Below are 22,832 nucleotides of genomic sequence, written 5' to 3' on the forward strand. Positions count from 1 at the left end.
CCTCCGGAAACCCTTCAGGAACGCAGCCACACCGCCGTGTCCGTCGGCAGCTCATCGTCCACCGGGCCGCTGGCCAGCAGGACCTCGCCGGGCGGGAGCGGCACCGGCGAGGACGAGAAGTTCAGCGCGAACGTGAACCCCGTCCGGAACGCCAGCACGCCCTCGCCGAGTGACAGCCACTCCAGCGGGCCGGGAGGGAGTTCCCGCCGGAGCCGCAGACCGTCCCGGTACAGCGACAGCATCGACGCCGGGTCCGCGGCCTCCGCCTCGGCCGTGTACGCCTTCCACTCCGCGGGCTGCGGCAGCCAGGACCCGCCGGAGCCGAACCCGAACGGCGGCTCGGCGCCGGACCACGGGATCGGCACGCGGCAGCCGTCGCGGCCGGGGTCGGTGCCGTTCGTGCGGGCCCACACCGGGTCCTGGCGCAGCTCGTCGGGGATGTCCAGGACCTCCCAGAGCCCCAGCTCCTCGCCCTGGTAGACGTACAGCCCGCCGGGCAGGGCCAGCGTCAGCAGCGCCGCCGCCCGCGCGCGCCGGGTGCCGAGTGAGCGATCCACCGGCAGCTCGTGCAGGCGGTTCGCGAACGAGAAACCCGTGTCGCCCTGGCGGCCGTAGCGCGTGACGTGCCGGGTGACGTCGTGGTTCGACAGCACCCAGGCCGCGGGGGCACCGACTTCGTCGTGCGCGCGCAGCGTGCGCGTGATGACGTCCCGGAAGCGCCCGCTGTCCCACGGGCAGACCAGGAAGTCGAAGTTGAACGCCGAGTGCAGCTCGTCGCGGCGCAGGTAGCGCGCGGCCCGCGACATGTCCGGCAGCCACATCTCGCCGACGAGCACGCGCTCGCCGCCGTAGCTGTCGGCGATCTTGCGCCACGACCGGTAGATCTCGTGCAGCCCTTCCTGGTCGGAGAACGGCGTCTCGTCGCCGTCGTCGACGTCGGGCAGGTGCGGGTCCTTGACCAGGCCGTCGGCGACGTCGATGCGGAAGCCGTCGACGCCGCGGTCGAACCAGAAGCGCAGCACGTCTTCGAACTCCGTGCGGATCTCCGGGTTGTCCCAGTTGAAGTCGGGCTGGCGGGAGCTGTAGAGGTGCAGGTACCACTCGCCGTCCGGTACGCGCGTCCACGCGGACCCGCCGAAGCGGGACTTCCAGTTGTTCGGCGGCTCGGACCCGTCCGGGCCGCGGCCGGGCCGGAACCAGAACCGCTGCCGCTCCGGCGATCCCGGGCCCGCGGCCAGTGCCGCCTGGAACCAGCGGTGCTCGTCGGAACAGTGGTTGGGCACGATGTCGATGATCACCCGGATGTTCCGGGCGTGGGCCTCGGCGATCAGCTCCTCCGCCTCGGCGAGGGTGCCGAACAGCGGCTCGATGTCGCGGAAGTCGGCGACGTCGTAGCCGCCGTCGTCCATCGGGGACGGGTACCACGGGGTGAACCAGATCGCGTCGATCCCCAGGTCGGCCAGGTGGTCCAGCCGGGCGCGGACGCCGGCGAGGTCGCCGACGCCGTCGCCGTTGCCGTCCGCGAAGCTGCGGATGTACACCTGGTAGATCGCCGCGCTCCGCCACCAGCCGGTCTTGTCGGTCACGAAAGTGCCCCTCCTGGTCGTTGTGGTTGGCCTCAGCCCTTGAGGCTGCCGGCGGTCAGCCCGGCGAGGATCTGCCGCTGGAAGGCGAGGAACAGCGCCACCATCGGCAGGCTGGCCAGCACCATCCCGGCGACGAGCACGTTGAGCGGCATGTCGATCGCCACCCGCTGCAGCATCACCGAGAGCGTCTGCTTTTCGGTGTCCGGGAACACCAGCAGCGGCCAGATGAAGTCCTTCCACGCGGTGACCACCGCGAGGATCGACACCACGGCCAGGATCGGCCGCGAAATCGGCAGGATGATCTTCCAGAGCGTGCGCACCGGCCCGGCGCCGTCGAGGCGCGCCGCTTCGATGAGCTCGTCGGGGATCTGGTCGAAGAACCGCTTCAGCAGGTAGATGTTGAACGCGTTCGCCGCCGCGGGCAGCCAGACCGCCGTCGGCGAGTTGATCAGGTTCAGGTGCAGCAGCGGCAGGTCCGTCACGGTCACGTACGTCGGCACCAGCAACGCCGTGGCCGGCAGCATCAGCGTGGCCAGCATCAGGCCGAGCACGACGTTGCCGAACTTCGGCCGCAGTTTCGAGAGCGCGAACGCGGCCGGGACGTCGATGGCCAGCTGCGCCAGCCACGCGCCACCGGCGACGACGAGCGTGTTGAGGAAGTACTTGCCGAGACTGAGCTGGTCCCAGGCGTCGGCGAAGGTTTCCGGGTGCCACTCGTGCGGGACGAGGGTCGCCGGTGTCTGCGCCAGTTCCTGCGGGGACTTCATCGCGCCCGTGACGACCCAGTAGAGCGGGAACATGAAGGCCAGGACGAACACCGCGAGCGTGCCGGCGAAGACGACGCCGTAGACGACCTTGCCACGCGGGCTGCGCAGCGCGCCGGGCGAGACGAGGGTCCTCATGACTGGTCCGCCTTCCGCGTCAGCCGGACGTACCACGCCGAGAACACGCCGAGCGCCACGAACAGCAGCAGGCTCATCGCGCTCGCCGAGCCGAAGTCGTTGTAGACGAAGGCGTAGCGGTACAGGAGCAGGAGCACGGTCACCGTCGAGTCGTCCGGGCCGCCGCCGGTCATCACGTACGGCTCGGTGAACACCTGCATGGTCGCGACGATCTGCAGCAGCAGGAGCACCAGCAGGACGAACCGGGTCTGCGGGAACGTCACGTGCCGCAGCCGTTTCCACAGCCCGGCGCCGTCGAGTTCCGCGGCTTCGTACAGCTCGCCGGGGATGGTGCCGAGCGCGGCTAGGTAGATGAGCGTCGTGCTGCCCATGTTGGCCCACGTCGAGACGAAGACCAGGGACAGCATCGCCGTCGTGGACGAATCCAGCCACTGACCGCCGGGGAGGCCGACCGCGCCGAGCGCGGAGTTGAACAGGCCGGGACCCGGGTCGTAGAACCACTTCCACATCAGGGCCGTGACCACCGGCGGCAGCATCACCGGCAGGTAGACGGCGAGCCGGAAGAACGCCTTGGCGTGGCGGAGTTCGTTCAGCAGCACCGCGGTGAAGAACGGGACGGCGAACCCGAAGACCAGCGCGAGCCCGGTGAACAGCAGCGTGTTGCGCCAGGCGACGCCGAAGAGCGGGTCGTCGAACAGCTTCGCGAAGTTGTCGAAGCCGACCCAGGTGGGCGCGTTCACGAAGTCGACCTGCTGGAAGCTCAGCAGCACCCCGCGCACGATCGGGTACCAGGAGAACAGCGCGAACACCACGAGCGCGGCGCAGAGCAGGCCGTACGCGGTGAGGTTCTCCTTGAGCTTGCGGCGGATCTTCGTGCGGTTGGCCTGCGTGGCGGCCGGGCGCCCGGCCCGCGACGGTTTCGCCGCGGGCCAGGCGAGCACGCTACTTGACCTGGGCGAGGACACTGTTGACCTTCGACGCGGCGGAGCTCAGCTGCTGGTCGATGTTCGCGTTCTGGTCGGTCAGCACGGCCTGCATGACGCTGTCGAGCGCGGCGTAGATCTGCTGCGCGTTCGGCGGCTCGATGCTGCCCTTGATCTTGCTCGTGGTGTCCACGTAGGACTGGAAGTTCTTCGCGGGGACGTTGGCGTACTTGACCTTCAGGGCCAGCTGCTGCTCGCGCACGGCGCCCTGCCAGACGTCCGGGGTCGGCTCGGCGGGCAGGCCGACCGGCTGCTTGCCGTCGACGTACTGCTGGATGTGCTTCTCGAAGCGGTCCGGGTTGAGGTACTTCCACTGGATCCACTCGAGGCCGGCCTTGACCTTCTCCGGCGACGCCTTCGGGTTGACCATGTAGCCCTCGCCGCCGAGCAGGGTGCCCTGGCCGCCGGGCATGCCAGCGATGCCGTAGTCCTCGTACTTGCCGTTGAACTGCTTGACGAGCACCGGCACGTTGTCCGGGGCGGCCATGTACATGCCGAGCTGGCCGGCGCCCATCATGCGCTGGACGTCCTGGGCTTCGAGGAGCTGCTTCGCGCCCATGGAGTTGTCGGTCCAGCGCATGTCGTGCAGGTACTGCAGGGCCTGCTTGCCCTTTTCGTTGGCGAAGTCGGCGACCCACTTGTCGCCGTCCTTGCGGGCGATGTCGCCGCCCATCGAGTACAGCCAGCCGGTCATGTGCCAGCCGCCCTGGTTGTTCTTGCTGTAGTCGGCGTACCCGACGACACCGTTGCCAAGGGCGGAGATCTTCTTCGCGGCTTCGCGGACCTCGTCCCAGGTCTGCGGCGGCTTGTCCGGGTCGAGCCCGGCCTTCTGGAACAGCGGGCGGCTGTAAAGCAGGCCCATGGTGTAGTTCATGGTCGGCAGGCCGTAGAGCTTGCCGTTCGCGTCGCGGAAGTTGTCCAGGAGTTCCGGCTTGATGTCGTTGATGTGCGGAAGGCTCTTCGCGGCTTCCGTGATGTCGGCGGCCTGGTGCCGCGCGATGATCTGCGCCGGATCGGTGAAGTAGACGTAGTAGACGTCCTCCAGCTGTCCGCCGGCGAGCTTCGCGGAGAAGGTCTTCGGGTCCATGAAGCCTTCGTGCGGATCGATGTCGATGTTCGGGTGCGACGCCTCGAACTCCTTGACATCGGCGTCGAAGACGCTGCGTTCGAACGGCTGGCTGGTCGGCGGCTGGCCGGTGACGGTGATCTTCACCTTCCCACCGGACTGGGCGGCGGTATCCCCATCACCGCAGGCGGCCAGGGACAGGGCAAGACCACCGGCGGCCAACAGGCACAACGTCCGGCGGGCGAGGGTGGGGGACCAGGGACTGCTCATCTCAAGCCTCTTCTCGGGGCGCTGTCACGTGATTGCGGTCACTCTAAAGTGGTGGACCGGATCGGCGCAATAAGACGACGAGAAGTTGCAAGTTACGAACAGGCAGCAGACTGTCCACAGGAGGGCCGTGATGTGGACAGGTGTGCCCGTGGGGAGGTCTTTCGCGGGTTTTCGTCGGGGGGTGCCGATAGGCTGGACAAGGGCACGCCCCCCAGGGAGGGCGGGGGTGTTTTCGGGCGGCTCGTGGTCCACGGCGGGCGCACTCCCCGGGTGCTGGGCAGCTGGGGGTGCGGCGGAGTCGGTGGTCCCGGCTCTGGCGGTGAAATCCGGCAGAGTCGTAGCGGCCGCTTCGGCGCGGGAGCAGGCGGCCCGGCTGGTCGGCGAAGCTGGCGAATGCGGCCCTAGCCCCGGGCGGCCGGGTCGCGGCGACGCCGGTGGTCCTGACGGACGGAAGCCGGCAGAGCAGCAGCGCTCGCCGGAGGCCGACGCCCCGGCAGACTCGTATCGCTACGTTCCAGCATCCTGGCCAGCGCAACCGGCGCGCGAAAGCACGACCGGCGCCCCCCGCCCAGACCTCCCCGCCCACCCCGATACGAAGCCGAAAACACGGACGGTGGTGCCGGGTCAAGGCACGCTTTCCCGCCTTGACGCGGTACCACCGTCCGTAGTCACAATCAGGCTTCGGGGTGGAGAGTCAACGAAACGCGCCGACTCCGCCGGAACCAGCCCCGGGGCAGCGCTGTCCGGCGCACGCCCCCGGGCTCACCGAGAGCGCAAAAGGGCCGACCCGACCCCACAAGACAGAACTCAAGCCATCCGGCGCGCCGTGGACCCCCGAACCACCAGCTCCGGGGCGAACAGCAGCTCCTCCGCCGCCACCTCCCCGCCGTTGATCCGCTTCACCAGCAGCTCCACCACGGCACGACCCATCGCCTCGATCGGCTGGCGGGTCGTCGTCAGCGGCGGGTCCGTGCAGTTCATCAGCGCCGAGTCGTCGTAGCCGACCACCGAAATGTCCTCCGGCACCGACAGGCCCTGCCGCCGGGCCGCGCGGACCGCGCCCAGGGCCAGCAGGTCGCTCGCGCACAGCACCGCCGTCGCGCCGCGGGGGTACAGGCGGGCCGCCGCCGCGTGGCCGCCCTCGATCGAAAACATGCCGTGCTCGACCAGTTCGTCCAGCACCGGCAGGCCCAGCTTCGCCGCGTAGGAGCGGAACGCCTCGAGCTTCCGCTGGGACGGCACGTGGTCCGACGGGCCGAGGACCAGCCCGATCTTCTCGTGCCCGAGCGAGCTGAGGTGCCCGACGACCTGCTCGACCGCCACCGCGTCGTCGCACGACACCTGGGGGAGCCCGAGGTGGTCGACCGCCGCGTTGATCAGGACCGTCGGCAGCCGGCGCTCGACGAGGTGGTGGTAGTGCGAGTGGACCGCGTCCGCCTGCGCGTACAGCCCGCCCGCGAACACCACGCCCGACACCTGCTGCTGCAGGAGCAGCTCGACGTACTCCGCCTCGGACACCCCGCCCGCGGTCCGCGTGCAGAGCACCGGCGTGAACCCCTGCTGGGCGAGGGCGTTGCCCATGATCTCGGCCAGCGCCGGGAAGATCGGGTTCTGCAGCTCCGGCAGCACCAGCCCGACCAGGCGGGCGCGCTCGCCCCGCAGCTGGGTGGGCCGCTCGTACCCCATCACGTCCAGCGCGGTGAGCACGGCGGCGCGGGTGCTGGCGGACACCCCGGACCGGCCGTTGAGCACCCGGCTGACCGTGGCTTCGCTGACCCCGACCTGGCGGGCGACTTCGGCAAGACGACGCGTCATGGCTGAAACTTTACAGCAACTGGGTGCAAAAGCATGACAAGCCCGTACCGGTCACCGTGACCGGTACGGGCTTGCCGGGAGCCGAGGTTACGAAGCCGCCACTTCGAACTCGGACACCTGTCCGGCCGGCCAGCCGGTGTTGCCGGTGAACGTCAGCCGCACGAAACGCTGGGACGTCGCCGTGAACGAGACCGACGCCGTGTTGCCCGACGCCGGGTCGAACGTGTAACCGCGCGAACCGACCAGCGTCGTGTACGAGCCGCCGTCGGGGCTGGCGGAGATCGTCACCGTCTGGGTGCGCGTGCCCCACGCCGAGGACGGCGGCAGCTTCAGCGTCACCTTGTTGATCGACGCCGCCGCGCCCAGGTCCACCGTCAGCGTCTGCGGGAAGGCGTTGTTCGCGCTTTCCCAGTAGGAGTTCGCGTCACCGTCGTTGGCGTTCGACGGCGGGAAGCCGCCCTGGGACCCGGACGCCGTGATCGCCTTTCCACGGGCGAGGTTGGTGCCCGGCTGGGATGGCTGCGGCGGCCCGGAGTTCGGTGCGGGCCAGGTCGAGCAGTCGCTCCAGGTGCCGGTCCAGCCGCTGTTGCCCGACCCGCTGAACGTCATGCGGGGGATCGACGTCGGGTAGGGGCAGTTGTACGTCCCCGTCACGCCGACGCCGGATGCCGTCAGGTTGCTGATCGACACCGCACCCTGCGTCTGGGACTGCGCCACGAACGTGCCGACGCCCTGCACCGAGACGCCGTCGATCGTGATGCCCTGGATCGGCTTGCCCGCGCCGTTGCCGTCGATGAACTGGATGGCCTCGTACGGGCTCTGGATGGCGGTGAACCCGGTGACCCGGATCGTCACGCCGGTGATCGCCTGGTCACGCGCGTCGAACCACAGCGCGCCGACGCCGAACTGCCAGTTCGGGTCGAGTGCCCCGGCCCGCAGCGCGGTGTTGTTCGAGAGCGTCACCGTGCCGGACAGGGGCACCGAGTTGAACCGGTTCGCCACCAGGTAGCCGCCGCCGAGGGCGTTGGTGTCCTGGACGAGGTTGCCGCTCACCGTGTTGTTCGAGCCGCCGTACAGCGCGATGCCGTTGGCCAGGTTCGGCTGCACGACCGTGTTGTTGACCAGCGAGTTGCCGGAGTCGGCCTGGCCGTTGGACCACAGCGCGAGCCCGTCGTCGCCGTTGTTGCGCAGGTAGTTGTTGCGCAGTGTCGAGTTCGTGACCGCGCCGTCGAAGTTGACGCCGTCGGCCTGGGTGTCGAGGATGCGGTTGTTCTCGATGGTGAGGTTCGACGACGCGCCGTTCATCAGCCACAGCCCGCACTTCGTGTCCTGGATCCACAGGCCGGACACGACCGAGCCGTTGCCGAGGACGCCGTGGAACGCGTTGTCCGGGCTACCGTCGTTGCGTTCGGTGACGTCGCCGAACACCGCGAAGTCGTACAGCTTGATGTTCCCGGACGCGCTGCCGTTGTTGAAGATGTTGTTGCCGTGCAGCACGGTGTACCACTGGCCCGCGCCGCGGACGGTCGTCTGGTCGATCTGCAGGGCCGAGGAGATCTCGAACCGGCCCTGCGGCACCCACACCTCGCGGCCCTGCGAACGCGCCGCCGACAGCGCGTTGCGGAACGCCTGCGAGTCGTCCGACGAGTCGTTCGCGGTGGCACCGTAGTCGGTCACCGACAGCGCGTTCGCCGGTTTCGTGCCCGCCCCGCCGACCTGCTCGAAGTCGGCCAGGTCGATGGTCGCCTGGCCGACGTCACCGGAGTCGGCGGCCACCCGCACCTTCGCCCCGGCGGCCGCGTTCTGGCCGAACAACAGCCGGGCGTCGTCGAAGAAGTGGTGGGTCTTCGCGCCGGGGATCCAGCTGGTGTCCACATAGGAATACCGCGACGTCACCGACAGCCCGCTGCCGAGCTTGGTCCCGTTGACGTACACCGAAAGGCGGCCCGAAGACCCGTCCGGCAGGTTGTAGTGGACGTTGATCGAGTTCGCCGCCGCGGGCAGCGTGAACTCGACGTACTGGCCGGTCGTGATCCGCACGGCCTGGCGACCGGAGGCCTCGGAGGCGATCGACGCCTGGGTGTAGTCGGGGCCGACGGCCGAGCCGTTCGTGGCCGAGCACTCGGCCTCGACGGTCCGGAACGGCACGCTCGCCCCGCCGGACGCCGTGGTGGGGCAGGTGGCCGCGGCGGCCGGGGTCGCGCCGGCCAGCACGGTGAAGCCGGAGGCGGCGAGCGCGGCGGCCAGCAGGGCCGCGCGACGCCGGGGAGTGGGGGACATCATCGTCACCTTTCTCGCGGGGATCAGGAGGAATAGGCTTCGAGTTCGGACAGCTGCCCGGCGGGCCAGCCGGTGTTGCCGGTGAAGGTGAGCCGCAGGGTGCGCGCCGACGTCGCCGGGAACGTGACGGTCGCGGTGTTGCCGGACGCCGGGTTGAAGGTGTAGCCGGCCGCGGCCTTGACGCCGTCGACCGAGATCGTCTCGGTGCGGGTGCCCCACGCCGAGGACGGCGGCAGTTTCAGCACCAGCCGCGAGACGGTGACCGTGCTGCCGAAGTCGACGGTCAGCGACTGCGGGAACGCGTTGTTCGCGCTCTCCCAGTAGGAGTTCGCGTCGCCGTCGACGGCGTTGCCCGGCGGGAAGCCACCCTGGGAGCCGGACGCGCTGATGCTCTTGTGCAGCGCCAGGTTCCCGGACGGCTGGGTCGGCGTGGTGGTCGGCGGGGTGGTCGTCGTGCCGCCGTTGTCGGAGCCGTAGACCGGCGACGGCCACGAGCCGCAGTACGTCGTCGTCCAGCCGGAGTTGCCGCCCTGGTCGGCGAGCCCGGCCATGGCGTCCGGGCCCATGCAGTTGTAGACGCCGGCGCGGCCGACGCCGGTCGCGACGACGTTCTTCACCGACCCCGACGGCTTCGACTGCAGCTGCCAGGCGAACGTGCCGGCGCCGGTGATCCGGACGCCGTCGAAGTGCACGTCCGTGGTGGCGCCGTCGATGAACTGGATCGCCTCGTAGTTGTTGTCCACCAGGTCGTTGTCCGTGACGTCGATCCGGCCGGTGATGGCCGAGTCGCGGCCGTCGAACCACAGGGCGCCGACGCCGAACTGCCAGTTCGAGTCGAGCACGCCGGTGCGGATCGCGGTGTTGCGCGCGACCGTCGTGGTGCCCGACAGCGGCACCGCGCTGAACCGGTTCGCGATGTGCAGGCCGCCGCCCTGGTCCTGGTTGTCGGCCACGACGTTGTCGGACACGGTGTTGTCGTGCCCGCCGTAGACGGCGATGTTGTTGGCGAGGATCGGCAGCAGCACGGTGTTGAAGGAGAACGTGTTGTGGTGGTCGGCTTCGTGCTCGGACCACATGGCCAGGCCGTCGTCGCCGGTGTTGCGCAGGAAGTTGTTCGTCACCGTGACGTTGCTGATGCCCTGGTGCAGGTTCAGCCCGTCGGCGGTCTGGTCGAGGATCCGGTTGCCGGACACGGTGAGCCCGTCGAACGGCCCGTCGAGCCACAGCCCGACCTTCGTGTGCTGGAGCCACAGGTTCTGCACGACCGAGCCGCCGCCGAGCGCGCCGCCGACGGCGTTGGACTGGTCGCAGTCGACGCGGGCGTCGACCTGGCCGATGATCGCGAAGTCGTACAGCTTGACCGCGCTGCTGGTGCCGGGCACGGCCGGGTTGCCGGGGTACGCCGGCGTCCCGCAGCTTTCCGGTTCGCCCTTGCCGAAGATCCCGGCGCGCAGTCCGGTCAGCACCGAGTACCAGGGCCCGGCGCCGCGGATCGTCACCTGGTCGACGGTGATGTGGTGGCCGAGGGTGAAGGTGCCGGACGGGATCCAGACCTCCTTGCCTTGACCGCGGGCCGCGGCCACGGCGGCGTCGAACGCGCCCGCGTCGTCGGTCGTGTCGTTCGCGGTGGCGCCGTAGTCGGTGACGGACACCGAGTTCGCGGGCCGCGCGGCAGCCGCGCCGACCTGCTCGAAGTCGGCGAGGTCGACGGTGACCGGCGTGACGTCGCCCGCGTCGACCTGCAGCTTGATCTTCGTGCCCGCCGGGTACGACGTGCCGAGCAGGGCGCGGGTCTCGTCGTAGAAGTGGTGCGCGTGCCCGTCACCCGGGTTGTTGGTGAACGGGTACGAGCCGTAGTACCAGGCCCACTTCGACGTCAGGGCGATGTCCCGGTTGTGCGCACCGCCGACGTACAGGGAAATCGTGCCGTTGACGGAATCGGGGAGGCTGTACCGGAAGTCGATCGAGTTCGCCGGCGCGGTGAGCGTGAACTCGACGTACTGGCCTTGGCCGGACAGCGTCACCGCCTTCCGGCCGGAGGCTTCACCGGCGAGGGTGCCCGCGGCGCGGTTCGGGCCGATGACCGAACCGTTCGTCGCGGCGTTTTCGGCTTCCTGTTCGAGGAAGGGCACGGACGCGCCGCGGGCCGCGGCGAGGGCGTGGGCCGGCGCCGCGGCGATGGTGGCGCCCGCGGCGACGATCACCGCCGCGGCGAGGGCGCCATAACGGAATTTGGGCGCGCTGAACACAGAGCTGGGAGACATGGACGGCACTGGCCTTTCCGCAGCAGGTGGGGACCTCTGTGATCCGGATCATACGAATCACGGACAGGAAATCGCAATACTTGGACGAACTTACGCAAGTTTGCGACAGGAATTGACGACTGGCCCGGATGCCCGGCGTTCGCTTACGCCCGGCGGAGCAACGCCTCGGCCGGCGGCCCGCGCTGATATTTTCCAGGGATGAGCCAGCGACGCGCGGACGGCAGCGCCGGGGACGCCGACTACGGCGCGATCGGCGGGGTCTACACCGACTACCGCAAGCCGGATCCCCGCATCGGGCAGTACATCCTCGACGCACTGGGTGACGCACGGACCGTGCTGAACGTCGGCGCGGGGGCGGGCGCGTACGAACCCGAAGACCGCGAAGTGACCGCGGTCGAGCCGTCGGCGTCGATGCGGGCGCAGCGTCCGGCGGGCCTGCCGCCCGCCGTCGACGCCGTGGCCGAGAAGCTGCCGTTCGGCGACCGGGCGTTCGAGGGCGCGATGAGCACGTTCAGCGTCCACCAGTGGAACGACCTCTGGACCGGCCTGGAGGAGATGCGCCGCGTCACCCGCGGCCCGATCGCCATCCTGACGTGCGACCCGGACCGGCTGCGCCGCTTCTGGCTGCTCGACTACGCGCCCGAAGTGATCGAGACCGAGGCCCGGCGCTACCCGTCGGTCGACGACATCGCCGACGGCCTCGGCGGCCACACCGAGGTGATCGGCGTGCCCATCCCGATCGACTGCACCGACGGCTTCAACGAGGCCTACTACGCCCGCCCCGAACGCCTGCTGGACCCGGGCGCGCGGCTGTCGTGCTCGGCGTGGAGCTTCGTCGACGACCGCGTGCACCACCGCTTCGCCGCGGAACTCCAGCACGACCTCGACGACGGGACGTGGGAACGCCGCTACGGCAGGCTCCGCGACCAGCCGACCTTCGACGGCTCCCTGGTGTTGGTGGTTTCGACCCCCACGGCGTGACTACCCGGCCAGCAGCTCCTGCAGCTCCTGTACCGCGACAGCGAGTTCGTCGGCGAAGCGGTACATCTCCGCCGAGACGTGCTTCGGCGTGCTCAGGTAGATGTTCCAGCGGTCCGGCAACAGCACGTACGCGATGCCGATGCACTGCGGGCTGGTCGAGCCGAACCCGAAGTACCGGATGTTCACCGACGGCGCCGAGCTGGTGCTGAGGTAGTCGTCGCGCATCTTCAGCCAGCCCGGTGCGGAGTACAGCGCCGGCTCCGAAGTGTCGCCACGGCGTTTCCCGATCAGCTGCAGCTCCCACAGGTGCTGCTCGGGCGCGTCCCCGGCCTGGCACTCCTTGGCCCGTGCCACGTGCTTGGCGGCGGCCGCGCGGAACGCTTCGCGCTTCTCGTCCGCGGAGGCGCTCGGCGAAGTCATGACGTCGGCGAACCGCACGACCTCGGGCGTGACGACCCGCATGGCCTCGGTCCGGCCGTTCCGGAACTGCCGGGTGGCGATCGACTCGTACGTTGCGCCGGTCAGGCCCTTCGCGCGGCGGTGGGCCAGCTGGTACGCCATCTGCGCGAAGGCGTCCGGGGACATCCCGAGCTCCTTCGCCCGGTTCGCGCCGAAGTCGAACGACACCGTCTGCGTCGCGGTCGCCTCCCCGTACGCCCGGTACGCGGCTCCGGCGGCGAGAGCGTCCTCGCGGAGTTCGTCGGTCAGCGTGAACTCGATCGTCTCGAAGCCCGGCACGCCGTCGGCCGCCTCCCGCGGCTCGCGCGAGCCGCTCAGCAGGGCGTCGGTGAAGCCGAGGATCGTGGTGCCGTCGAGTTCGCAGTGCTCGACGTTGATCCCCGCGGTACCGTCCTCGAACACGATGAGCGACACGGCCTTGTCGTACCAGCGGTTGTCGCCGTACAGCAGCCGTTCACCCGCCTCCAAGGCGTTCGACGGCGTGAAGTCGTCCAGGCACAGGCAGAACAACGCGGTCTCGATGGCTTCGAGCGCGTCGGCGTTCCCGGCTTCGAGGAGCGCGGCTCGCGAAGCCGCCCACTCGGCGCGGGCCTTCGTCGTGAAGTGGCCGGCCGGGACGTCGGTGCGGTGCTCGTCCTTGAGGATCGCCCGCAGCGCCTCCGCCAGCTGGGCCGCCGAATACGGGCGGCCGTCTTCGGCGAGGACGTCCAGCCGGAACGGCGTGCCCTTCAGGAACACCACGATGTGCCGCTCGGGTGAAGGGAACTGCGTGCGCGCGGTGTCGAGCACCTCGCCCGGGATGCGCGTCGCCGAGAACAGGAACTTGTGCTGCACCATCGACTGCGGCGTGCCGCGCAGGAGCACGGGCGGCACGAGTTCGTCGTCGAGCTTCAGCTTGTAGTCCACGGCGGCCGCGGTCAGCTCGGCCGCGCGCTCCACCTGACCGAGCGGGGACTCGGAGAACAGGAAGAAGAAGTTGGCGTTGAGCGCGATCCGGTCGCGGCGGCCGAGGTAGCGGTACGGCCAGAACGTGTCGAGCCAGCTGCGCACACCGGGCGAGCGGTCGTACTCCTCGAGCCGCGCCTGCAGTTCCGGCCCGGGGCCCGCGAGGAACTCCGCGACCGCCGCTTCGGTCTCCGCCAGCTCGGCCGGCGTCAGCAGCGGGGCGCACCACTCGAGGAACCGGCGGCCGCTGTCCGCCAGCGTGGGGAGGGGGACGCGGGGGAGCCGGTCCTCGTTGCCGAACGTGCGGGTGGACCATTCCGGACTGCTCACGATCATCCTTCTCCGTCGGGGAGTTCGAAGTCTTTCGGGGTCCGGGTGGCGGAGCCCCCGGCTCGGGGCGAAACCCCGGATGTCACAGCGTGGCCGAGCCTTCAGGACGGGAAACATACAGCCGCGCGTAGAGCCACCCGTCGGACTCCAGCCCGGCCGGGTCGACGCCGGCCGCGCTCAGCGTGTCCAGGATCTGCGTCTGCTCCTCGGCGGAGGCGAACTGCCGCTGCCGGAAGACCCCGCCGGCGCGCACGGTCTCGTAGCCCAGTTCGGCCAGGCTCTCGGCGATCGGTTCGTAGGAGAACATCCGCAGCACGAAGTGCGCCATCCACGGCCGCGAGCCGCGGGCGACCCGGGACAGCGTCTTCTCGGTGACGTACCCGACGCAACCGGTCGAGATGACGAGGTCCACGTCGTCCAGGAGCTTCTGCTGGGTGCTGTCGGGGTCGTCGCGCTCGAGGTCGGCGTGGATCGCCTCGTCGAGGAAACCGGCGGAAAGCGCGTACTCCAGCGCCGGGGCCGAGCTGTCCAGGCCGTAGAACCGCGGTCCGCCCGGGTGGACGCGCTTGCGGTCGGCCTCGACCAGCGCCGCGTGGTCCAGGGCGCGCACGGCCGGGGCCGTGTAGTGGGCGTAGAGGTCGTCCATCGTCGCTTCGCAGCGCTGCAGGGCCGCGTTGACGCCGTACGAGCAGCCGACGTCGAGCACGGTCGGGCGCTCGGCGGGGTGCGCCGCGACCAGCTTCGCGAAGTACGGCTTCGCCAGCTGCGGGATGTGGTAGCCGACGCGCTCGAGCGTGCCGAAGAACGGCCGCGGGTCGGGTGCGGTGTAGATGTGGTCGAACGAAATCTTTCCGGTGGAGTCGAACGGCATGGGCCAGGCTCCTGATCAGTCGAGCAGCTCGTCGCCGCGGGCGGTGCGCTCCGCGAGGTGGGCGGGCAGGACGCGGCCGAACAGCTGGCGGGTCCGCTCCGCGCTGCCGATGACCCCCGGGCGCTCGCTGTAGGCGAAGATCGCGGAATGCCGCGCGACCGGGCCCGCCACGGTACTGACCCGGTGCAGCGCGAAGCGTCCCTTGAACAGCTGCAGATCGCCGGGCCGCACGTCCAGGCGCCGGACCGGCCGGGTGTCGCCGGCCAGGACCGCGCGGACGCCGTCGAAGTTCTCGTCCTCGGCCGACCGGATGCCCGGGCAGTACTCGAAGGTGCCGCCTTCCTCGGCGGCCTGGGTCAGCATGCTGACGGTGTGGGTGTTGGTGTCGAAGTGCCACGGGTGCGCGCGCCCGGGCGCGATCACGTTGAGCGTCAGCCCGGACAGGGGGTCGGCGAGTTCGTGCAGTTCCGGCCGCCCGAAGCAGTCCGCGACGAACCGGCGGAACACCGGGCTCGTGTAGAGCCGGCTGATGATCGATGACGCCGGGATGCGGTCGCGGGCGACGAAGGCGTTGCCGCGTTCCATGATCGTCCGGCCGGGGTGGCCGTCGGGCAGCGGCTCGTCGACGGCGGTGTTGTAGGCGTTGACCTGCTCGACCTTGGTGTACGCGTGCGGTTCGAGCGCGGCGCACTCTTCGCGGAGGACGTCGTGGAGCCCGGGGCGGATGAAGTCGGCGAGGACGCTGCAGCCGACGTCGGCGAGCTCGGCGCGGGTGCGCCCGACCGTCTCGCGCCAGGCAGGGCTGTCCGGTGCGGTGAGCGGGTAGCGGTCGGTGTCGACCATTTCCAGTGGCGCTACGGAGGTGCTCATCGTCGAGGTCCCTTCCGGCGGGTGAAGGAACAGAGGTAGCACAGGAGCCCGCTGGTCAACCGGGGGTTTGTGAGCGGTGACACACGGTCGTCAATTCCCGATTCTGCTGGCCCACGCGCTGAGCTCGACGGTGTCGGTGGTGCCCAGGTCGGTCTCCAGCGGCTGCTCCTGCGCGGGCTCGCCCGGGATCGGGACCACCGAAACCGCGGCGCCGGTGTGCTTGTCACCGCTGGTGACGGTGGCCGACCAAGCGAGCACCGACAACGCCTTCTCGCCCGGCTGGAGCGTCAGGTCCTGCGGGCCCGGATCGGGCGCGAAATAGGACGTCTCATGGCGGACTTCGACGTCGAGCGGAGTGCCGTCGCCGGCCAGGATCTTCACGTCCGGGTAGCCGGTGACCTTGCGCGGCACGGTGTCCCGGTTGGTCAGCGTCAGCACGCTGGCCCGGTGACCGAGTCCGGCTTCGACCTGACCGACCGAAAGCGACAGGCCGGTCGAGGGCGGCGGCGCGTACGTCGGGCTCGGTGCGGCCGTCGGCGTCGGTGGTGGCGGCGGAGTAGCGCAACCCGCGAGAAGAGCTACGACGAAAAGTGGTGCGACGCGGAAAACCCCCATGCGGCGGAAGGGTAGCGGGCGCCTCGGAAGGCGCCCGCCCGACTGGGTCAACCGGGGCGTCGCCCCGGGCCGGGGGCTCCGCCACCCGGAACCCCCGAACCGCCTTTCACGGCGTCAGCAGCGGCAGGAGCGGCTTGCGCACGGCGGTCGCGACGCCGTCCGACGCCTCCGCCGCGGCGATCCGCTCGGCGCTCGGCCTGCCGTAGCCCGTCGTCCGCTGGACCAGCGGGCGGCCCAGCGGCTCCACCATCGCCCGCATGTCGCTGATCGTCTTGTACGACCCGTTGGACGCCCCCGCCATCCGGCTGATCGTCTCCTCCATCAGCGTGCCGCCGATGTCGTTGACCCCGCCCTGCAGCACCGCGCGGCTGCCCTCTTCGCCGAGCTTCACCCAGGAGCTCTGGATGTTGTCGATCATGCCGTGCAGCAGCAGCCGGGCCAGCGCGTGCACCGCGCGGTTCTCGCGCAGCGTCGTGCCCGGGCGGGCGAGGCCGGCCAGGTAGATCGGGGCGCTCTGGTGGATGAACGGCAGCAGCACGAACTCGGTGAACCCGCGGCGGCCGTGCTTCTCGAGGCCTTCGCGCTGCAGGCGCGCCAGCAGCTTCAGGTGCGCGACCCAGTGCGCCGGGGTGTCGACGTGGCCGTACATCATCGTGGACGTCGTCGGCAGCCCGACCTCGTGCGCGGTCGTGACGACCTTGATCCACTCCGACGTCGGCAGCTTGCCCTTGGTGAGGACCCAGCGGACGTCGTCGTCGAGGATCTCCGCCGCGGTGCCCGGCAGGGAGTCCACACCGGCCTCTTTCGCCTTGATGAGCCAATCGCGAAGCGACAGGTTCGTCCGCGAAGCGCCGTTCACGACCTCCATCGGGCTGTAGGAGTGCAGGTGGATCTCCGGCTGACGGCGCTTGACCTCGGCCGCGAGGTCGAAGTACGCGGTGCCCGGCAGGTCGGGGTGGATGCCGCCCTGCATGCAGATCTCGGTCGCGCCCGCGGCCCACGCCTCGTCGACGCGGTCGCCGACCTGCTCGAGCGAGAGCGTGTACGCGTCAGCGTCGGTGCGACGCTGTGCGAAGGCGCAGAAGCGGCAACCCGTGTAGCAGACGTTGGTGAAGTTGATGTTCCGCGTGACGACGAAGGTGATGTCGTCGCCGACCGTCTCGCACCGCAGGTCGTCGGCGATCCGGGTGAACGCGTCGAGCTCCTTGCCGTCGGCGTGCAGGAGGGCCAACGCGGCGTCGTCGGACAGGCCGGCGGGGTCCTTTTCCGCGCTGCGCAACGCTTCCAGGATGTCCGTGTCGAACTTGGCGGGCCCGGTCTTGATCCGGTCGCCGATCTCCTTCCAGTCCCCGTAGACGGAGTCGAAGTCGCTGCGCCGGTCTTCGGTGCGGCCGCTCGTGTCGATCTCGGTGTGCAGGTCCGTGCGGCCGGACTCCTGCCAGCCGCCGTCCGGCTCCTGCCACGGGATGCCGACCGGCATCGCGCCTTCGCGGGCCATCCCCGTGTCGTAGTCGACGAGCGCGGCGACGTGCCGGGTGATCCGCGGGTCCAGCCACGGCTCGCCGGCCTTGACGTACTCCGGGTAGATCGTCAGCCGTTCCTTCAGCTCGAAGCCGGCCTTCTCGGTGCGGCGGGCGAGCTCGTCGATCTGCGGCCAAGCGCGCTCGGGATTGACGTGGTCCGGGGTCAGCGGGGAGACGCCGCCCCAGTCGTCGATGCCGGCGCGGATCATCAGGTCGTACTGGTTGCCGATCAGGTTCGGCGGCGCCTGGATGCGCATCTTGGGCCCGAGCACCAGCCGCGCGACGGCGATGTTCGCGGCGAGTTCTTCGAGGTCGGCGTCCGGCGTGGCGCGCATCTTCGTGTCCGGCTTGGCCCGGAAGTTCTGCACGATCACTTCCTGGATGCCGCCGTAGGTCCTGGCGACCTTGCGGATCTCGAACAGCGCGTCCGCGCGCTCCTCGAACGTCTCGCCGATCCCGATCAGGACACCGGTGGTGAACGGGACACTGCTGCGCCCGGCGTCTTCCAGGACGCGCAGCCGGACCGCGGGGTCCTTGTCCGGCGAGCCATAGTGCGGGCCGCCCTTCTCGCTCCACAGCCGGGTCGCCGTGGTCTCCAGCATCATGCCCATCGACGGCGCGACCGGCTTGAGCCGCTGGAAGTCCTGCCAGGTCAGCACGCCCGGGTTGAGGTGGGGCAGCAGGCCGGTCTCTTCGAGGACGCGGATCGCCATCGCGCGGACGTAGGACAGCGTGTCGTCGTAGCCGTGGGCGTCGAGCCAGTCGCGGGCGGCCTTCCAGCGGTCCTCGGGCCGGTCGCCGAGGGTGAAGAGGGCTTCCTTGCAGCCCATCTCGGCACCCTTGCGGGCGATGTCGAGGACCTCGTCCGGGGACAGGAACGGCGATTCGAGCCGGCCCGGCACGGTGACGAACGTGCAGTAGCCGCAGCGGTCGCGGCACAGGCGGGTCAGCGGGATGAACACCTTGCGGCTGTAGGTGATGACGCCGGCGCGCCCGGCCTCGGCCAGGCCCGCGTCCCGGATTCGGGAGGCGTACTCGGACAGCTTCGTGAGGTCGTCACCGCGGGCGTGCAGCAGGACGCTCGCTTCGGCTACGTCGAGTGTCTTCCCGTCACGCGCCCGGGCGAGCGCGCGGCGCATCGCGGAGGCGGTCGGGGTGGTGGCGTCGGGTTCGGGTCCCATTCCGCCCACGCTAGGACCGTCCTCGCGGGACCAGCCAGGGTGTGTTCCGCACCCGGTTCACCCGATCGGTTCTTCGCGGTGTCCCCGCAGGTCAACGGGCCCTCGTAGTTGTCGACCAGCGCGTCGCCGTGTATTACCTAAAGGGTGGCATCGGTGGTCGGCAAGAAGATCGGCGGACGGACGTACTACTACCTGGCGGAGTCGGCCCGGGTGGACGGCAAGCCGCGGGTGGTGACCCAGCGTTACCTCGGCACGGCCGACGAGATCGCGCGGGCCGTCCCGGGCGGCGAGCCGGAGTCGGCGTCGTACCGGACGTACGGCGACGTCGCCGCGGTGTGGGCGACGCTGTCCCGGCTGGACTTCGTCGCCCGCGTCGACGACGTCGTGCGCGCCAAGCCGTCGCTGGGACCGACCCTCGCCGTCGCGGTGCTGCACCGCGCGACCGCCCCCGAGACGCCGATCGGGACGTGGTGGGAAACGAGCGCGGCCGCCGACCTGGCCCGGCCCCGCTTGTCCACAGTGGATGGTCTGTGGCGGGCGCTGGAACGTCTTACCCCGGAACGCATCGCGGGCATCGAGGAGACCGTGGCCGCCGCCGTGCTGGAGACGCTCGACGACCACGCGGCGCTGGCCGTCGACGTCCCGCAGTTCGCCGCGTTCGCCCCCGCCGACTGCACCCTGCCGTCGGCGTGCCAGGGCGTGCTCGCCGGGGCCGGGCTGAGGGTGACCCGCGACGGCGCGATCCCGCTGGCGTCGCGGCTCTACCGGCGTGACGACGGCACCGCGCCGACGTTCGCCTCGGTCATGGCCGGGCTGGGGCCCGCGACGCTCGTCTTCCACGCGGGTCAGGCGGCCCAGCTGGACCTGGGGTCACGCAGCGGATTCGTCGGGTCCCTCCCGCTGACCGACCACCCGGAGCTGCTGACCCAGCCCGCGTCCGCGCGCAAGCGCGTCGACCCCGAGCGGTTCGCGGGGCTGACGGCGCTGGACACGCACGCGGTCGTCGACGGCGTCCGGCGGCGGGTGATCCTGACCCACTCGGCGACGCTGCACGCGGCGCAGTCCCGCGCGTTCGCCGACGAGCTGGCCACCGCCACCCGCGAGCTCGACGGCCTCGCCGAAGCCCTGGCGGCGGGCACCCACCGCGGCGACCGGGCCCAGGTGCACGCCGAGATCGGCCGCGTGACCCGCGGCCGGCGCATCGAACGCGTGCTCACCGCCGTCCTGAGCGGGAACCGGCCCGGCGAGATCCGGGTGGAACGGCGGATCGACGCCGCCGCGCTGGCCCGGCTGGACGAGGAGTTCTTCGGCAAGCAGGTGCTGGTCACCGACCGGGACTGGCCGGTCGCCGAGGTCGTCACCGCCTACCGGGCCCGCACCCACCTCGAATCGACGTTCCGCTGGCTGACCGGGCCCGCCGTCACCGGCCCGACCCCGCGCTGGGAGTGGACCCGGCAGCGGATCGCGGCCCACGGCCTGGTCTCGGTGCTCGCCGCGACGGTGACGCACCTGATGCGGCGCGAGGCCGACCGGGCGGGGATGAACCTGTCGGTGCGGGAGCTGCTGGACCAGCTCGCGGGCATCGGCGAGCTGGTGCTGCGGTACCCGTCCACCGGCGGGCGGCCGCGGGTGAAGCGCCTGCTCACCTCGCTGGAGCCGGAGCAGCAGGCGCTGTCCTCCCTGTTTCAGCTCTCGCGGTAGATCTGCAGCGCCGAGAAGCTCTGGACCACCGGCATCAGCTCGATGACGTTGATGTTCACGTGCTTCGGCTGGCTCGCGGCCCAGTACACCGACTCGGCGACGTCGTCGGCCGTCAGCGGGGTCGTGCCTTCGTACACCTTGCCGGCCTTCGCCTCGTCGCCGGCGAAGCGGACCTTCGAGAAGTCCGTGCCGCCGACCATGCCGGGCTCGATGTTCGTGACCCGGACGCCGGTGCCGTGCAGGTCGCTGCGCAGGTTGAGGCTGAACTGGTGGACGAACGCCTTGGTCGCGCCGTAGACGTTCCCGCCGGGGTAGGGGTAGGTGCCGGCGATGGAGCCGATGTTGATGACGTGCCCGCGGCCGCGCTCGACCATGCCCGGCAGCAGCGCGCGCGTGACGTGCGCGAGGCCGCGGACGTTGGTCGCGATCATCTGGTCCCAGTCGTCGAGGTCGGCCTTCTGCGCGGGCTCGAGGCCCTTGGCCAGGCCGGCGTTGTTGACCAGGACGTCGACGTCCTGCCAGCCCTCCGGGAGGTTCTCGACGGTGGTTTTGACCGCCTCGGGGTCGCTGACGTCGAGTTTCACCGGGAGGACGGCGTCGCCGAGCTCGCCGGCCAGCTTCTCGAGCTTGTCCTCGCTGCGGGCGACGGCGATCACCCGGGCGCCCTCGGCGGCGAACCGGCGCGCGATGGCGTCACCGAAGCCGGCGCTCGCGCCGGTCACGAACACGGTCTGCTGGGTCATGGGGTTGCTCCGCTGCTCTTGCTCGTCGTCAGGAAGGTGCTGAGTGCCTCGTTGAACTCCGTCTCGCGCTCCAGGTTAGGGAGGTGGCCCGCACCCTCGATCACCACCAGGGTCGAGTTCCCGATTTCCCGGTGGATGAGCTCGGCGTCGCCGACCGGGGTGAACTCGTCCTCGCTGCCCACGACGAACAGGGTGGGGACTTCGATGTCCTTCAGGGTGTCGGTGTAGTCCGGGCGTTCGGCGCGTCCCCGTAGCGCGGCGGCGGCTCCCGCTGCGGGGGCGTTGCGCATCATCCGGCGGACGTGCGCTTCCACGTCCGGGCTGGTGGCGCGGGTCTGCTTCGAGATCATCTTCGGGAGGAGCTCCTCGGCGTAGCGCTCCATGCCCTCCTCGGTGATGCGGTCGGCTGTGTCGTAACGGGCCTGTTTGGCCTCCGGGGTGTCCAGGCCGGCGAAGGTGTCGGCCAGGAGCAGGGCTTCGACGCGGTCCGGGTGGTCCTTCGCCAGCTGCATGACGATCTGGCCGCCCATGGAGAGGCCGCCGAGGACGAAGCTCGCCAGCTGCAGGTGGTCGGCGAGGTCGATGAGGTCCCGCGCGAAGACGTCGAGGCCGGTCTTCTCGTCTTGGGAGGGCGAGTCGCCGTAACCGCGGATGTCGGGGGTGATGACCCGGCAGCCGGTGCGGGTGAGGTGCTCGGCCTGGGGCCGCCACATCGAGCGGTCGAAGGGGTGGCCGTGGACCAGCAGGACGGGGCGGCCGCTCCCGAAGTCGTCGTAGGCGAGGTTCATGCCGCCGACGCTAGGCGGAGCTTTGGTCCGGAGCAATATGGTGCAATGTAGTCGGAGCAATATTCTTTCCGTCGTCTTTCGGTGGCGCTCGGGGCCGGCAGGGGGCAGACTGGGGCTCGGGCGGGCTTCGTCAGGGGTTTGACCTGCGCCGATCTTGTTAAGGGACCCCCCTGTTTCGGGCCCTTTCGGGGCATGTAAAGTTCTCCAAGTCGCCAGGGAAACCGAGCGACAGGGACACGAACCAAGCTCTCGCGGATCGCGATTGAGTGGGTGGCCCACAAAAACTGCTAGGAATAACTCGCTTCGAGTAAGGCCGCTTGACGGCGGTGCGACTCGGGGTGTGTTGCTTGAGAACTCAACAGTGTGCTAGTGAACTAAGCCAGTAGAGCTTATGTATTGAACCTCGTATGAGGTTCCTTTGAGAGCATTAAATTGCCTCGATTGAATTCGAAGACATTGTTGGAGAGTTTGATCCTGGCTCAGGACGAACGCTGGCGGCGTGCTTAACACATGCAAGTCGAACGCTGATCCGCTTTCGGGTGGTGATGAGTGGCGAACGGGTGAGTAACACGTGGGTAATCTGCCCTGCACTCTGGGATAAGCCTTGGAAACGAGGTCTAATACCGGATATCACAACTTCTCGCATGGGGGGTTGTTGA

General features: G+C 70.0%; 16 protein-coding genes and 1 rRNA gene. 3 read left to right on the forward strand and 14 right to left on the reverse strand.

The features are described 5' to 3' along the window. Nucleotides 1–14: 14 nt before the first annotated feature. From ACLJOU_RS28700 to ACLJOU_RS28730, 7 genes are all read right to left on the reverse strand, one after another. The gene (locus ACLJOU_RS28700; protein WP_410571527.1) at nt 15–1,586 is read right to left on the reverse strand and encodes a glycoside hydrolase family 13 protein; all 1,572 of its coding nucleotides are present in this window, start codon (nt 1,584–1,586) and stop codon (nt 15–17) included. A 32-nt stretch (nt 1,587–1,618) separates the two neighbouring features. Continuing rightward, nucleotides 1,619–2,488 carry a carbohydrate ABC transporter permease gene (locus tag ACLJOU_RS28705; protein ID WP_410571529.1) on the reverse strand — a complete coding sequence of 290 codons (870 nt, stop codon included), beginning with the start codon at nt 2,486–2,488 and terminating at the stop codon, nt 1,619–1,621. Then, on the reverse strand, nt 2,485–3,453 hold the full coding sequence (locus ACLJOU_RS28710; protein WP_410571531.1) for a carbohydrate ABC transporter permease: 969 nt from the start codon (nt 3,451–3,453) through the stop codon (nt 2,485–2,487). Before ACLJOU_RS28710 ends, ACLJOU_RS28705 begins: the two co-directional genes overlap by 4 nt. Next, entirely contained in the window at nt 3,431–4,807 is a 1,377-nt protein-coding gene (locus ACLJOU_RS28715; protein WP_410571532.1) for an ABC transporter substrate-binding protein, read from the reverse strand. Before ACLJOU_RS28715 ends, ACLJOU_RS28710 begins: the two co-directional genes overlap by 23 nt. 807 nt (nt 4,808–5,614) lie before the next feature. Beyond that, entirely contained in the window at nt 5,615–6,622 is a 1,008-nt protein-coding gene (locus ACLJOU_RS28720) for a LacI family DNA-binding transcriptional regulator (RefSeq protein ID WP_410571534.1), read from the reverse strand. Nucleotides 6,623–6,709: 87 nt separating this feature from the next. Then, entirely contained in the window at nt 6,710–8,902 is a 2,193-nt protein-coding gene (locus ACLJOU_RS28725) for a discoidin domain-containing protein (protein WP_410571536.1), read from the reverse strand. Nucleotides 8,903–8,925: 23 nt separating this feature from the next. Continuing rightward, complete coding sequence (locus ACLJOU_RS28730) at nt 8,926–11,166, reverse strand: discoidin domain-containing protein (protein WP_410571538.1); 2,241 nt, start codon at nt 11,164–11,166, stop codon at nt 8,926–8,928. A 198-nt stretch (nt 11,167–11,364) separates the two neighbouring features. On the opposite strand from ACLJOU_RS28730, the gene ACLJOU_RS28735 reads away from it, so the two are divergent. Beyond that, a complete protein-coding gene (locus ACLJOU_RS28735; RefSeq protein ID WP_410571540.1) occupies nt 11,365–12,147 on the forward strand; it encodes a class I SAM-dependent methyltransferase in 783 nt (260 codons plus the stop codon). Here the strand turns inward: ACLJOU_RS28735 and ACLJOU_RS28740 are convergent, their stop codons facing one another. The 5 genes from ACLJOU_RS28740 to ACLJOU_RS28760 all read right to left on the reverse strand — a co-directional run bounded on the left by ACLJOU_RS28740 (nt 12,148) and on the right by ACLJOU_RS28760 (nt 18,941). After that, entirely contained in the window at nt 12,148–13,887 is a 1,740-nt protein-coding gene (locus ACLJOU_RS28740) for a choline/carnitine O-acyltransferase (protein ID WP_410571542.1), read from the reverse strand. Between the two features lie 76 nt (nt 13,888–13,963). Next, nucleotides 13,964–14,752, reverse strand: coding sequence for a class I SAM-dependent methyltransferase (locus ACLJOU_RS28745; RefSeq protein WP_410571544.1), 789 nt, complete (start codon nt 14,750–14,752; stop codon nt 13,964–13,966). A gap of 15 nt (nt 14,753–14,767) precedes the next feature. Continuing rightward, entirely contained in the window at nt 14,768–15,622 is an 855-nt protein-coding gene (locus ACLJOU_RS28750) for an arpA protein (RefSeq protein ID WP_410571546.1), read from the reverse strand. Nucleotides 15,623–15,712: 90 nt separating this feature from the next. Then, nucleotides 15,713–16,237: a DUF4232 domain-containing protein gene (locus ACLJOU_RS28755; protein WP_410571548.1), complete on the reverse strand. Its 525-nt coding sequence runs from the start codon at nt 16,235–16,237 to the stop codon at nt 15,713–15,715. Between the two features lie 106 nt (nt 16,238–16,343). Further along, on the reverse strand, nt 16,344–18,941 hold the full coding sequence (locus ACLJOU_RS28760) for a bifunctional FO biosynthesis protein CofGH (RefSeq protein WP_410571550.1): 2,598 nt from the start codon (nt 18,939–18,941) through the stop codon (nt 16,344–16,346). 153 nt (nt 18,942–19,094) lie between these two features. On the opposite strand from ACLJOU_RS28760, the gene ACLJOU_RS28765 reads away from it, so the two are divergent. Continuing rightward, a complete protein-coding gene (locus ACLJOU_RS28765; RefSeq protein WP_410571572.1) occupies nt 19,095–20,642 on the forward strand; it encodes a transposase in 1,548 nt (515 codons plus the stop codon). Here ACLJOU_RS28765 and ACLJOU_RS28770 read toward each other — a convergent pair. After that, nucleotides 20,627–21,385 (reverse strand): SDR family oxidoreductase, encoded by a 759-nt coding sequence (locus ACLJOU_RS28770; RefSeq protein ID WP_410571551.1) that lies wholly within the window; start codon nt 21,383–21,385, stop codon nt 20,627–20,629. The genes ACLJOU_RS28765 and ACLJOU_RS28770 overlap by 16 nt on opposite strands. Continuing rightward, nucleotides 21,382–22,173: an alpha/beta fold hydrolase gene (locus ACLJOU_RS28775; RefSeq protein WP_410571552.1), complete on the reverse strand. Its 792-nt coding sequence runs from the start codon at nt 22,171–22,173 to the stop codon at nt 21,382–21,384. The genes ACLJOU_RS28770 and ACLJOU_RS28775 overlap by 4 nt, the downstream gene beginning before the upstream one ends. A gap of 456 nt (nt 22,174–22,629) precedes the next feature. On the opposite strand from ACLJOU_RS28775, the gene ACLJOU_RS28780 reads away from it, so the two are divergent. Then, nucleotides 22,630–22,832: ribosomal RNA gene (locus ACLJOU_RS28780) — 16S ribosomal RNA — on the forward strand; the annotation flags it as partial.

The sequence above is a fragment of the Amycolatopsis sp. cmx-4-61 genome (genome assembly GCF_046548775.1).
In the GTDB taxonomy this organism is placed as follows: domain Bacteria; phylum Actinomycetota; class Actinomycetes; order Mycobacteriales; family Pseudonocardiaceae; genus Amycolatopsis.